This window comes from Streptococcus sp. 1F3 (genome assembly GCF_054968985.1).
Map to the genome: position 1 here is coordinate 22,417 of NZ_JBUEQR010000082.1, position 12,853 is coordinate 35,269.

The following is a 12,853-nucleotide window of genomic DNA, read 5'->3' on the forward strand; positions in this document are numbered from 1 at the left end:
ATGATGGTAGATAAAGAGAGAAAAATCCAAGATAAAGTGATTCATTGGTTTCAGCAGGATTTGGGGTATCGCTACCTTGGGAATCTAGAAGATCAAAAGAATAAACCAATTAAAGAGGAGCTACTAACCAAAAATCTTCAAAAACGCGGGTATACAAGTGATTTGATTACAAATGCTATTTCTGAATTGCAAAAGGTGGTGAACCATGGTGCCAATAGCTTGTATCAGGTAAACCAAAAAGTATACTCTTACTTGCGATATGGGAAGGCTATCAAAAATAAAGAACATAAGGATATTACCGTTCATTTTATCGACTGGTCTAACATAGAAGCAAATGACTTTTCTATTGCTGAGGAAGTCACGATTGTCTGTAAAGACGGAAAGAAAACCAAACGACCAGATATTGTCCTTTATATCAATGGGATTGCCGTAGTAGTTCTAGAATTGAAACGTTCAATAGTCAGTCTAGAAGAGGGAATTCGTCAAAATCTAGAAAACCAAAAAGAAGACTTTATTCGTACATTTTTTGGACCAGTCCAATTGATACTTGCAGGTAATGAAGCACAGGGGATTCGTTATGGAGTTATTGAAACACCTGCCAAATATTACTTGGAATGGAAAGAAGATGAGACTGCAGAAGATGAATTATCCCATGAGATTCGTAAGTTGCAAGCTCAAAATCAATACAATAAATTACGGAATGGTTTGCTCTCTTTGTGCCATAAAGAAAGGCTACTCTCGTTAATCCATGATTTCATGATTTTTGATGCAGGTCGAAAGAAGACAGCAAGGCATAATCAGTATTTTGCGAACATTGCTGCACGAACTCGAATTTTAGAAGGTGAAGGCGGTGTTATTTGGAATACGCAAGGATCTGGGAAATCTCTATTGATGGTTTGGTTATCCAAATGGATTCGTGAAAATATTGATAATAGTAGAGTAGTCATCATTACAGACCGAGATGAACTCGATTCACAAATCAAGGATTTGTTCCATAATGTAGGGGAGACAAAGATTCGACGGGCATCAAGTGGCAGTGATTTGCGCCGTTTACTAAATGGGACGGAAGCCAATATTATTTGCTCCTTGATTCATAAATATGGGCATCATACTTCTGAGCGCACCGATATGGCAAATTATGCTAAGTCACTACTAGAAAATTTACCAACCAATTACTCTGCTAAAGGGAATATTATTGCTTTTATTGATGAGTGCCACCGAACAAATTCTGGAAAACTTCATAAAGCGGTAAAAATATTAATGCCGCATGCTATTCTAATTGGTTTTACAGGAACACCATTACTTAAAGGGGATAAGCGTACGACAATTGAAACATTTGGTTCCTTTATTCATACTTATAAATTTAACCAAGGGGTTGAAGATGGAGTCGTTCTTGACCTTCGCTATGAAGCCAGAGATATTGATCAACATTTATCAGATAAAGAACGTGTCGATCAATGGTTTGAGATGAAGACAAAATCACTAACAGACAAGGCAAAACAGCAATTAAAACAACGCTGGGCTACAATGAATAAACTGTATAGTTCTAAGGATAGGTTAGAAGTGATTGTGCAGGATATTATATTTGACATGGCAATCAAGCCACGCTTACAAAATGATCGTGGAACAGCTATGCTTGTAGCCAATAGTATATATGAAGCATGTAAATACTGGGAATTGTTCCAAAGTAGAGGATTTAGGAAGTGTGCAATTGTTACTTCTTTTGATGTGAATAAGCGTAATGTAACGCTTGATTTGGAGGAATCAGGAGAAGAAGATTATAAAAAATCGATTTATGAACGAATGCTTCAAGGTAAGAAGTTAGAAGAGTTTGAAAAAGAGGTTAAGGAGTTATTTAAAAAAGAGCCTAGCAAGCTGAAACTGCTGATCGTGGTAGACAAGTTATTGACAGGATTTGATGCTCCTAGTGCGACCTATCTTTATATTGATAAAAAGATGCGTGATCATGACTTATTCCAAGCTATCTGCCGTGTTAATAGACCAGATGGAGAAGATAAGGATTACGGGTATATTGTAGACTACAAAGATCTTTTTAGAAATGTTCAGTTGGCTATGCATGACTATACAAGTGGCGCTTTTGAGGACTATGATGCAGAAGATGTAGAGGGATTACTAAAAGATCGCTTTGATGAAGCTAAAGCTGAAATGGAAATAACGCTTAAAGCGCTAAGAGATCTATTGAGTCATGTGGGAGACCCTCTGGAAGATAGTGCTTATCGTTCCTATTTCTGTGATGCAGAGACAGAAGAAGAGGCTGAAATACTTAGTGATAAACGAGGGGTATTATACACTTTGACAGCCACCCTAACACGTTCATTTACGAATTGTTGTGAAAAACTAGAAAGTGAATATGGGTATACTGAAGGGCAAGTCAATGATCTACGTGAAGAGATTGCCTTTTATAATCACTTAAAGACAATGATTAGAGTTGCAAGCAGTGATTATATTGACTTAAAACCATATGAAGTGGATATGCGTTACATTCTAGATACCTATATCAAAGCGGGGTCTTCTGATACGATTAGTAAATTAGGGGATAGAACACTTGTGGAGTTACTATTAGAAAGTAGAACAACAACTCCGGTAGAGACCATAGTCGATAGTTTATCAAAAGATGAACGAACAAAAGCAGAAATAATTGAGGGGAATCTGCAACATGAAATCGTCAAAAAAATGACTTCTAATGCTGTTTATTATGGTAAGTTATCTAATATTTTGAGTGAATTGATTGTTCAGAGAAAAAGTGAAGCGATTAGCTACGCAGAGTATTTGCGACAAGTGGTAGAGCTTGCGAATAATATTCTTCATCCTGAAAATAATGAAGATTACCCTAGTGATATAAAAGAATCCTCTGCAAGGCGATACTGGTATGACAAGTTTAATCGGGAGAAATATTTTGCAATAGAGCTAGATGAAACTATTCAGTCAGCGATTGAGTCAGGTTGGAGAAGAAATAAGCAAAAACAAATGAAGATTAAGATTGCGATAGCGAAGTTTTTAGAAAAATTTGGTGGTGATGATGCGGAAGTAGAATCGCTAGTTGAAGAAATCTTTGAACAAATAGGGCAAGAGGAAGAGTATAATGTCTAATCATAGAGTCATCGGTGGTATACCTGTTATGCTTATAAAAAAGTCTAATGTAAAGAATCTTTATATTCGTATTACTCCACCTAAAGGGGAGGTGGTAATTAGCGCTCCTTCCTACGTTTCTGACGAAGAAATTCATCTATTTGTATTGAAAAAAGTCTCCGAAATTACCAAAGTTAGGAATAAAATGCTCTCTCAAGAAAGACATACGGAGCGTTATTATGTATCTGGGGAAGCGCACTATTTGTGGGGGAAACCTTATATGTTGAAGGTGATGTATGGCGAAAAATCTAGTGTAGAGAGACTACCAGATAGAATTATTCTAACTGTACCAGAGGGTGCAACAACTGAGTTTAGAAAAAAGACTTTAAACCAGTGGTATCGGTTAGAACTATTGCGTGTATTAGATTCAATTGTTAAGAAATATGAAGATAAAACAAAACTACAGGCGAGTGAGTATAGGATAAGGTGTATGCGAACCAAGTGGGGGAGCTGTAATGTCTTGGAAAAAAGGATTCTGCTGAATCTACACCTTGTAAAAAAACCAGTTGCTTGTTTAGAGTATGTATTGGTCCATGAACTAGTACACCTAGTGGAGAAGAATCATACCAATAGATTTTATGCCTTACTTGAGGAGTTTTATCCCAACTGGAAGCAAACGATCAAGATATTAGAAGAAATGCCACTAGATTATATAAAATAGGAAGGAGGAAGTCGCCTATTGAAGAGAAAAGTGTCTCCTAGTGACGTTTATGATATCAATAAAAGGACGGGGGCTCTGATATTAGGAAAAAATCGATTAGATGATTTTGCAACCAATTATTTAAGGAAGAATTGTCCGCAAGCATTGGAGACTCCTATGCCCTTACCTGTTTCCGAAATTTTAAAAAAGAATAATTTAATTGTCAAAGAGACCATGTTATCTCCTACTTCTGATATTTTTGGTTGTTGCATGTTGTTGGATGGAAATGTCAGAGTATTCAATGAAAAAACAAGGGCATATGAGGATACTTTCTATCCAAAAGGAACGATTTTGATTGATCCACAATCCGATGATTCCGATGGAGAAAAGATGCGAAGAAACACACTAATTCATGAGGCAGTTCACTGGGAAAAGGATAAGGTGTATTTTGAAATTTTGCATTTAAAACAACATACGGATACGATTTATCCTATTATGTGTCGAAATTCAGAAAAATATGATACTCCTCCTGAGGGGAAAAAAACACAAGAGAATCAACTAAGGATTCTAGAGTGGCAGGCACATCATTTAGCTCCAAAAATTTTGATGCCTAAAGTAACATTTGGACAAAAAGTTCAAGAAATGATAGGACAGGTTTCCTCCAGTTGGGAACTAATCTGTGTATTGAGTGATTTTTTTCAGGTAACTAGAAGTTCTGTAAAGTATCGATTGATTGAGGTGAATCTTGACAAGAAGCTGGAGCAGTTTTCAGATTTTCATGATGTATTTAATGATTCATATGCTACCAAAGATTATATTCCATTGACTAGATTAGAGGCTGTTGAATCACTGGAAGCAAATCTAACATTAAGGAAGTGGATTGATACTGGTCGTTATCTATTTGTTGATGGTTACTTTGTTATTGCAGATCCTCGAAATATCATTTTTAAAAATGGTGAATTTACATTAACCTCTCGCGTGAGACGAAATCTTGGACGATATGTTATCAATATTCAAGAACGAAGAGTTTTTTCCAAAGGAATCGGATATCCTGATAGGTTTATTTGCTTATATCGGCTTTTAGAAACAGAAAGAAAGATGTTGATTTTTGCTGAGGAAAACCAGTATAAGCTTGAAAAAGAACACGCAGATGAAATTTTTGATACAGCAACTGCTAGCATATCTGCCTATGATGTAGGTACTGAATTAGACCTTATTTCAATGTTAAAAGATCCCCACAAGACAGTATGTCAGTGTTTATGGTATTTATTCGAGAAAAATGATTGGCAGTATCCAGCTAAATTTACGAAAGAAACATTACTCAATGAACATTGCCATGAGCGTATCAAAAATGATAATGCTAATAATATGGAATTAGATATCCTGTTAATTATCTGTATTGCTTTAAAATTGAAGCCTAGATTGATAGAGCTCTTTTTTAAACTATCAAAGAAGCAATTAGATGATAATGCAGATTCCTTCCTTACGATTATGTATCTATTGGATAAAATTCCAGACATCTCTATTGAAGAACTGAACATTATCTTTAAAAAAAGAAAATCGGAACTGCTTGGAAGTGGGAAAGGACGATAAATTAAATAGATCGTCCTTTGGTTTTACGGGGTGTCAATTCTGCTGTTGGAGTGAAAACTAGCCTTGTCCATGATGATGAGACGATGTTTTTTAAGTCAGATAGCAATCGAGTAAGGACTATGTCAATGACTTTTGCTTGATAGTATATTTAGAAATTATTTTGTAATCTCTTTCATTATATGCTAAGATATAAATAGGTAAAAGGTTAAGAAGTTCTTTTATCCCAAAACACCAGCCTTATGAATAAGGTTGGTAGCTATGGAAAATCGTCATAAAAAGGCATCTGAGCATCTAGCTATTACTGTACCTTATTTAAAGAATAGTTAGATAGGGTGAAAGCATTTTTTATGCAAGAAATACCATATACTTTAAATTTAAATTAAATGATTATAGCATTGGTCACTGTAACGATGGAGTTGTTTTAGCGTACATAGAGGAGAAATTAGTATGACAATTAAGTTGATTGCCTTAGATTTAGATGGAACCTTGTTGACATCTGATAAGCAAATTTCGGCAGATAATAAAAAGGCTCTTCAAGTAGCACGAGATAAGGGAGTACATGTAGTCTTGACGACTGGTCGCCCTTTAAAAGCGATTGAGCCTTTCTTGGAAGAGCTAGATCTTCTAGGGGAAGGGAATTATTCAATCACCTTTAACGGTGGCTTGGTGCAGGAAAATACGGGACGTGTCCTCGATAAGATGGGATTTGGCTTGGAGGAAGCTCGAACCATTCGAGCTGTTACCCAAGAATTGGGGCTTCCTCTTGCCTTATTGTTTGGGGGGACAATTTATACCTTACCATCTGAGGAAAAGTCCCTCTATGCTGTTTTAAGTCCCTTGCTAGATGCAGTTGATATTCATGATGCTGATTTGCCAGACATCACCTATAATAAGGCAGTCACGGCCATTGATGCAGCCTATTTGGATGAGCGGATTCCTCAAATACCAAAAGAATTGCATGATCAGTTTGAGATTTTTAAATCACGGGATATTCTGTTGGAATGGAGCCCTAAGGGAGTTCATAAAGCGAATGGGCTTGCAAAATTGATCCAGCATTTGGGAATTGACCAGTCAGAAGTAATGGCTTGTGGTGATGAAGAAAATGATTTGAGTATGATTGAGTGGGCTGGTTTAGGGGTAGCAATGGCAAATGCTTGTAGAGAGTTAAAGGAAGTCGCTCAAGTCGTCTTACCATTGACCAATGATGAACATGGTATCGCCTGGGCAATTGAGCAATACATAGTAAGTGAGGAATAAAATGGGACTATTTGATCGATTATTTGGAAGAAAAGAAAAGAAGGAAGAGCCTATCCATGACGAAATTCAGGCAAGTCCTGAGGGTGAAGGCGTAGAGGGAGCGACCATTGCTCCAGAGCAGGTTCATGATACAGCTGAAAATCCTGACGACCTATCAATGCTTAAAGAGGAAACAGTAGCTACGCCCCTAGAAGAAGCTAGAGCAGTAGGACAGGTCATTTCTGAAGCTGCTGAGAACCTATTGGAGCTTCACCAAGAGCCAGGCAGGGACTTTGTGGCAGAGCATGATGCTACTGAGGAGACTGTTGCTGGTCATGTGGCAGAAGAGCAGGCTTCCAATCAGGCTAAAAGTGACCAGGTAGAAGCAAGGACGACCTCTCAGTCAGTAGTTGAGAGCGAGGACGAAAAATACCAACGAACGTTGAAGAAAACACGGACAGGATTTGGTGCCAAACTCAATGAATTTTTTGCCAATTTCCGTTCGGTAGATGAAGATTTCTTTGAAGAATTAGAAGAATTGCTGATTACTAGTGATGTGGGTGTGCAAGTGGCTTCTCACTTGACTGAGGAACTACGCTATGAAGCTCGTTTGGAAAATGCCAAAAAACCGGATGCCTTGCGCCGGTTGATTATTGAAAAATTAGTTGACATTTATGAAAAAGACGGTCAATTTAGTGAACAGATTGCGTTTCAAGACGGTTTGACGGTCATGCTTTTTGTCGGCGTCAATGGTGTTGGAAAGACGACTTCTATTGGTAAACTAGCCTATCGCTACAAACAGGCAGGTAAGAAAGTCATGCTAGTTGCAGCAGATACTTTCCGTGCAGGTGCTGTAGCCCAGCTTGTTGAATGGGGGCGCCGTGTTGATGTCCCTGTTGTGACAGGACCAGAAAAGTCTGACCCAGCTAGTGTGGTCTTTGACGGTATGGAACAAGCTAAGACAGAGCAGGTGGATATTCTCATGATTGATACGGCAGGTCGTTTGCAAAACAAAGAGAACCTCATGGCTGAATTAGAAAAGATTGGTCGTATTATCAAGCGTAGTCTGCCAGATGCACCGCATGAAACCCTATTAGCGCTAGATGCTTCAACGGGTCAAAATGCTCTTGTCCAGGCTAAGGAATTTTCAAAAATTACGCCCTTGACTGGTCTAGTCTTGACCAAACTAGATGGGACTGCCCGAGGTGGGATTGTCCTTGCTATTCGTCAAGAATTAGAGATTCCAGTGAAGCTCATCGGATTTGGAGAAAAGATTGATGATATTGGTGAATTTCATTCTGAATCCTTCATGAGAGGTTTATTGGAGGGGTTAGTATAACTATTTTATACTCTTTAAAAATCAAAAGGATACTTGGTCAACTTGCCTTGGTGAAGGCTCGTTCTACCTTCGGCTTCGATTAGAAGGAAATGAGCGGTGCTACTCTCATTTCCAACCGTTCACCATTCTTAATTGTGAAAGTTAGTCTACTTTTGATGTTTATTGAGTATAAGAATAATGAAAATCTTTGAAACGCTGTTACTCCAATATTTCGAGGATTTTTTTGATTTTGGGGTTATCGTTCTGTAGTAGGGGATCTGATTTTGACGATAAAGAAAAAGATTGAAAAATTGTCCGGGGAGGACTTTTTTCAATCTGGGGCTGGTTCTTTTCTACCAGTCTTTTTAACTTTTTCTTCCTTTTTTCAAGAGAGCTTCAATCCAGTCGGGAGCGTAGGCAGATGTACAACCTTTAGCCACCTTCATATCAGCATAGACAGCTAATGTACGTCCAATCGCTATCCCTTGCTCCAAATAGTCTGGATAGGCAACAGCTATTTCAACCAGGCATTGGTTCATGGTCCATTGGACGGGTGGTGCTACCGTTTGTAAGTGATCTTTAATTGTCGAAAGTGTTGCTTCAATTTCTTCTGGCTGGGCCTTCCTACTTGCGAAATACTTTCCTTTCAGTATCCAACCTAGGCGTTGAAATAGAGGAGAGGCAGATTGGAGTAGTTCTTCTTCCCAATTTCTTCTATCTGCTCGCTTGCTGAGAATAAGGCTGGTGAATTTATCAAGAACCTGTTGTGAGATGGTATCATCTAGGCAGGTTCGAATCGTTTCTTCTGTTAGCTGATTTGGTTTTCCTTTAGCAATTTGAATGGCCAGATACTGGGCCTCTAAAATTTTTGTTTCCCATAGAGGGAGTACAAGCTCAAATTGATGGGGATAGGATTTGGCGAGGCGGGAGATAACCCCCATAGGGACGCCATAGTAGGGCTGTTTTTCCTGGATTTTTTCATAGCGTTTAAGAGTGCCAGCATGGCTAGCACTCTTAAGCTCGTTTAAAATGGTATGAATAAGTATCATTATTTCTCCTAAAAAGAGAGCAGGGATTGTTACAGTAATCCCCGCTCACGATACCAGACATCTGGTGTCCAGCTCCACTGGCTGCCATAGCTTTCTAATAGATCAAATGCGGCTTGTGGTCCCATGCTTCCTGCTGGGTAGTAGTGAAGTGGGACTTGATTTTCCTGCCAAATACGGACTATCTGGTCGATAAACTGCCAGCTTGCTTTTACTTCTTCCCAATGACTAAAGTTGGTCGAATCTCCATGTAAGACATCGTAGAAGAGTTTTTCGTAGGCTTCAGGTGAATTGCCTAGCGCCGTTGCATTGTGGCGGAAATTGAGCTTGGCTGGGGTGAGTGCAAAATGCGATCCAACTTCTTTACCATTGATGGAGAGGGAGAAGCCTTCGGTTGGCTGAATGTAAATAGTCAAGACATTCTTTTGGGCATGTTGACCAAAAATATCGTGTGCCTGCTTAAAGACAATTGTAATGCGGGTTCCTTTTTCAGTCAAGCGCTTTCCGGTACGGAAGAAGAATGGTACATCACGAAAGGCGTCGGTATCGACAAAAAATACGCCGCTTGCAAAGGTCTCTGTCTGTGAATTTGCGGCAATGTTTGGCTCGTCTAAATAGCCGACAAAGTCATTTCCGTCAATATGCCCAGCAGTGTATTGACCTCTGATGAAATTACGTTTGATTTCTTCTTCAGTTTGCGGCTTTAAGTGCTGGAATACCTTGATTTTCTCCGCTCGCACATCAGCCTCACTAAAGCTAGCAGGTTTATCCATGGCAAGGAGAGAAAGGACTTGAAGGGCATGGTTTTGAATCATATCTTTCAAAGCTCCCGAATGGTCATAGTAGCCACCACGGTCCTCAACCCCAATAGATTCGGCGAAATTGATTTGGACTGATTCAATGTAGTCACGATTCCAGATATGTTCAAAAATGATATTGGCGAAGCGTACAGCAAAAATATTTTGCACCATTTCTTTTCCAAGGTAATGGTCAATACGGTAGATTTGCTCTTCTTCAAAGGTTTCGGACAATTCTTGGTTGAGCTGTTCAGCTGTTTCGAGACTCGTTCCGAATGGTTTTTCAATGATTAAGCGCTCAAAGCCTTGTCCGTCAACAATTTGCTCTGATTTCAAGTGTTTGGCAATGGTTCCGAAAAATTCGGGCGCCATGGATAAGAAAAAGACCTTATTGTGCTTGGTTTCATATTTTTTACCCAATGTTTCCTGCAATTGTTTTAAGGCGATGTAATGTTTTGTATCGTTGACATCGTGGCTTTGATAGTAAAAATGGCTGGCAAACTCATGGGCTTGGCGCGTGTTGTCTGGTAAATCTCCGAGCGATTCAATGACGACTTGTTCAAAATAATCCTTGGTCCAAGGTCTGCGTGCAGTACCGATCACAGCAAAGTGCTGTCCAATATGCCCAGCCTTATACAAGCGAAAAAGTGAGGGATAAAGTTTACGCTTGGCAAGGTCTCCGCTTGCCCCAAAAATAGTAAATAATACGTGTGATGACATAGATAGTTTCCAATCTGTAGAATTTAGCATATAGTATATCATAAATTGTCTGAAAATTCACCTGCTACTCATCAAAAATCAAATGCGGATGTTGTCCCTTCCCGGAGCTAGGTCCTATCTATGCTTTTGACACTTATACTCTTTAACAATCAAAAGGATACTTCGTCAATTTTCCTTGGTGAACGCTCGTTCTACCTTCGGCTTCGATTAGAAGGAAATGAGCGGTGCTACTCTCATTTCCAACCGTTCACCATTCTTAATTGTGAAAGCTAGTCTACTTTTGATTTTTATGGAGTATTAGTTAGTAGTTGATTGTATAAGGGAAGTTTTGAAGAGCTTCTTTTCCTAAGTTAAAAAACACGGTAGACATAAGGATTTTTGGGTTGCTCAATCTTTTTATATTCTGTTAACTCGAGCGTTGGGAGGGCTTGCTGGAGGGAATGGTGATAGGATAGTTTGATGCTTCCCTTAGCGGATACCCAGGTATTGTCTGGAAAGGTTGTAGTTTGACCAGTGGAGAGAAGACCATAGACACCTGAGTCAGCAATGCAATGAATAATGCCAAAGCGAAAGAGAAACTGCTGGTTAGCATTGTCAGGGTCATTATAGACAAAGCCTACCATTTCAATGTTTTTTCCAACAAATTCATTGGGGTAATCATAGATGGCCTCCATGACTTCCATGTAGTTGTCGCTGGTTACAAGGATGGTTTCTTGATCTAGATAGCGTTCAAGGACCTTACGCATTTCACTTTGGTAGCTTGATTTGGTGAAGTATGCCGAGGTGTCCGGTTTCAAATATTGGACAGTTGTTCCTTCTTGTTCTTGAATCTCGGTGTCTGTCCCTGCTGCAAGGGGAAAGTGGTATCCTTTAGCTGCAACTGTTGTTGAGTCAAGCTGTACTGTGGGAAAGCCCCAGGCAATAATTAGGGGAATCAGGAGGAGGACGATACTAGTCAACTTAGCCATTTTAGTTGATAAATGGGTATGGGGCTTTGATTGTTTGACCCAGATATACAGTTGAACCAGGGCTAATACAAAGGTCAGTACCATGGAAAGGTATGCCAGATAAGAATAGTGGAGATTGATATATTGGTCGAGTTTTCCTGAGACGTAGAGATAGAGGGTCATTTCAAAATATCCCGCTAAAATGAGGAAACGAATCATACTAGAGACCTCCTAGTAAAAGAGAGTATAAGGTGATGACGACAGAGATAATCCCGATAAATTGTAAAATGAAGGTTGTTTTAAAGGAATGCTTCATCATGATAAGATTTTTGATATCAATCATGGGACCGATCACAAGAAAGGCGATAATCGGTGCAAAGCCAAAGGTCGTCAGCAAGGAAGCGCCGATAAAGGCATCCGCTTCTGAGCAAAGGGACAATAAAAAGGCAAGAAGCATCATTAAAAGGATTGCAGTAAAAGGATTGTGACCGATACGGGTCAGAATACTAGTCGGAATATAGACTTGGACGAGACTGGCAAATAAGCAACCAAAAACCAAGTAGCGTCCAGTATCGAAAAATTCATCAATGCTCTGCACCAATGCTTGACCGACTTTTTTCCAAGTACTCAAGTGGGAAAAATCATGTGTATGGAGTGGTGTGGCATGTTCCTTTAAAATGGATTTGGTTTGGATAAACCCTAGAAAAATTCCTAAGACAAGGGCGACCAAAATAGACCCCAATGCACGATAGAAGGCAAATTTTACAGAATTTCCAAAGGCGGTGAAGGTGGCAAAGAGGACGATTGGATTGATGACAGGAGCTGTTGCTAAAAAAGGAATTGCTGTATAGCTAGGCACTTTTTTTTCGAGCAGTCGGTTGACAATTGGCACAATCCCACATTCGCAAGAGGGAAAAATAAAACCGATAAAGGTTCCAAATAAGATGCGCAAAAAGCGATGTTGAGGCAAGACCTGGTGGACACGGTCGGGTGTGATATAAACTTCAATGAAGCCCGAAATTAGAGAGCCAATGAGAACAAAGGGGAGGGCTTCAATCATAATGGAAAGAAAAATTGCTCCTGCTTGTAAGACAGAAGCTGGCAAATGTTGCAATCCTAACATGATCTATCCCCCTTATTTTACGGAGCTTTGTTTTTCAGGGCTTTCTTTTTTTGCCTTAGGATCAGGAAATTCAACGTTTTCAAGTGCATCAAAAGAAGCAAACTCTTCTAACATTTTTTCCAAATCATCTTTACGCTTATATGTAACAGCCATACGGCACCTCCAAATTATTTATATTCCTTTATCAATAACTCTATTATACCCTTTCTTTTGAAAAAATGCAGGAATAATAAGATACGAAGCCCGTTAAAAACTCAAAGCGAAAATAGGAGATTGACGCAGT

At 39.2% G+C, this 12,853-nt stretch carries 10 protein-coding genes; 5 read left to right on the forward strand and 5 right to left on the reverse strand.

The genetic code is table 11. The features are described from left to right. The 5 genes from ACVPON_RS07340 to ftsY all read left to right on the forward strand — a co-directional run bounded on the left by ACVPON_RS07340 (position 1) and on the right by ftsY (position 7,958). Positions 1 to 3,111 (forward strand): type I restriction endonuclease subunit R, encoded by a 3,111-nt coding sequence (locus ACVPON_RS07340; protein ID WP_462877707.1) that lies wholly within the window; start codon positions 1 to 3, stop codon positions 3,109 to 3,111. Next, a complete protein-coding gene (locus ACVPON_RS07345; protein ID WP_462877709.1) occupies positions 3,104 to 3,811 on the forward strand; it encodes a M48 family metallopeptidase in 708 nt (235 codons plus the stop codon). Before ACVPON_RS07340 ends, ACVPON_RS07345 begins: the two co-directional genes overlap by 8 nt. An 18-nt stretch (positions 3,812 to 3,829) precedes the next feature. Beyond that, on the forward strand, positions 3,830 to 5,383 hold the full coding sequence (locus ACVPON_RS07350) for an ImmA/IrrE family metallo-endopeptidase (protein WP_462877712.1): 1,554 nt from the start codon (positions 3,830 to 3,832) through the stop codon (positions 5,381 to 5,383). 447 nt (positions 5,384 to 5,830) lie between these two features. Next, the gene (locus ACVPON_RS07355) at positions 5,831 to 6,640 is read left to right on the forward strand and encodes a Cof-type HAD-IIB family hydrolase (protein ID WP_462877714.1); all 810 of its coding nucleotides are present in this window, start codon (positions 5,831 to 5,833) and stop codon (positions 6,638 to 6,640) included. Position 6,641: 1 nt separating this feature from the next. Then, positions 6,642 to 7,958, forward strand: coding sequence for a signal recognition particle-docking protein FtsY (gene ftsY / locus ACVPON_RS07360; protein ID WP_462877716.1), 1,317 nt, complete (start codon positions 6,642 to 6,644; stop codon positions 7,956 to 7,958). Between the two features lie 344 nt (positions 7,959 to 8,302). Here ftsY and ACVPON_RS07365 read toward each other — a convergent pair whose 3' ends face one another. The 5 genes from ACVPON_RS07365 to ACVPON_RS07385 all read right to left on the reverse strand — a co-directional run bounded on the left by ACVPON_RS07365 (position 8,303) and on the right by ACVPON_RS07385 (position 12,723). Then, positions 8,303 to 8,986 carry a DNA alkylation repair protein gene (locus ACVPON_RS07365; protein WP_462877718.1) on the reverse strand — a complete coding sequence of 228 codons (684 nt, stop codon included), beginning with the start codon at positions 8,984 to 8,986 and terminating at the stop codon, positions 8,303 to 8,305. A gap of 29 nt (positions 8,987 to 9,015) precedes the next feature. Then, positions 9,016 to 10,500: a glucose-6-phosphate dehydrogenase gene (gene zwf / locus ACVPON_RS07370; protein WP_462877720.1), complete on the reverse strand. Its 1,485-nt coding sequence runs from the start codon at positions 10,498 to 10,500 to the stop codon at positions 9,016 to 9,018. A gap of 350 nt (positions 10,501 to 10,850) precedes the next feature. After that, on the reverse strand, positions 10,851 to 11,666 hold the full coding sequence (locus tag ACVPON_RS07375) for a TIGR03943 family putative permease subunit (protein WP_462877722.1): 816 nt from the start codon (positions 11,664 to 11,666) through the stop codon (positions 10,851 to 10,853). A 1-nt stretch (position 11,667) separates the two neighbouring features. Beyond that, positions 11,668 to 12,570, reverse strand: a complete 903-nt coding sequence (locus ACVPON_RS07380) for a permease (protein ID WP_462877724.1) — start codon at positions 12,568 to 12,570, stop codon at positions 11,668 to 11,670. Between the two features lie 12 nt (positions 12,571 to 12,582). Further along, the gene (locus ACVPON_RS07385) at positions 12,583 to 12,723 is read right to left on the reverse strand and encodes an SPJ_0845 family protein (protein ID WP_462877726.1); all 141 of its coding nucleotides are present in this window, start codon (positions 12,721 to 12,723) and stop codon (positions 12,583 to 12,585) included. Positions 12,724 to 12,853 lie beyond the last annotated feature (130 nt).